Origin of the sequence: Agrobacterium sp. MCAB5 (assembly GCF_052114365.1) — a bacterium.
GTDB classification, from domain to species: domain Bacteria; phylum Pseudomonadota; class Alphaproteobacteria; order Rhizobiales; family Rhizobiaceae; genus Agrobacterium; species Agrobacterium tumefaciens.
Map to the genome: position 1 here is coordinate 1 of NZ_JBFREP010000351.1, position 377 is coordinate 377.

Here is a 377-nt window from a genome sequence, read left to right on the forward strand (position 1 = left end):
GTCATTAGATGCTCGACCCAGACATGGCCGTTCACGCCATAGAAAGTCAGGGAGAAGACGCGCGCGCCGAGCAAGATGAGCAGGACGAAGGACGACAGTTTTGCCGTCGCGTATAGCGACTGCTGAATGAGGCCCAAATTGAGCTTGCGATTGGCGAGCGCAAGGGCGAGTGCGCCAACCGCTCCCATGGCGCCACCTTCCGTGGGCGTGGCGATGCCGAGGAAGATCGTACCAAGCACGAGGAATATCAGGACGAGCGGCGGCACCAGCGAGGTGATCACCTTCAAAAGCAATTTGCTACCCCGCAGGGTGCGTGCCTCCAAAGGCAGTGCAGGCACTTTTCCCGGGCTGATGATCGAGGTCACGATGATGTAGAG

Annotated in this window: 1 protein-coding gene; it reads right to left on the minus strand. The window is 59.2% G+C overall.

The features are described from left to right. On the minus strand, positions 1-377 hold a 377-nt coding region (locus AB4Z23_RS28985), incomplete at both ends, for a TRAP transporter large permease subunit (RefSeq protein ID WP_441361372.1).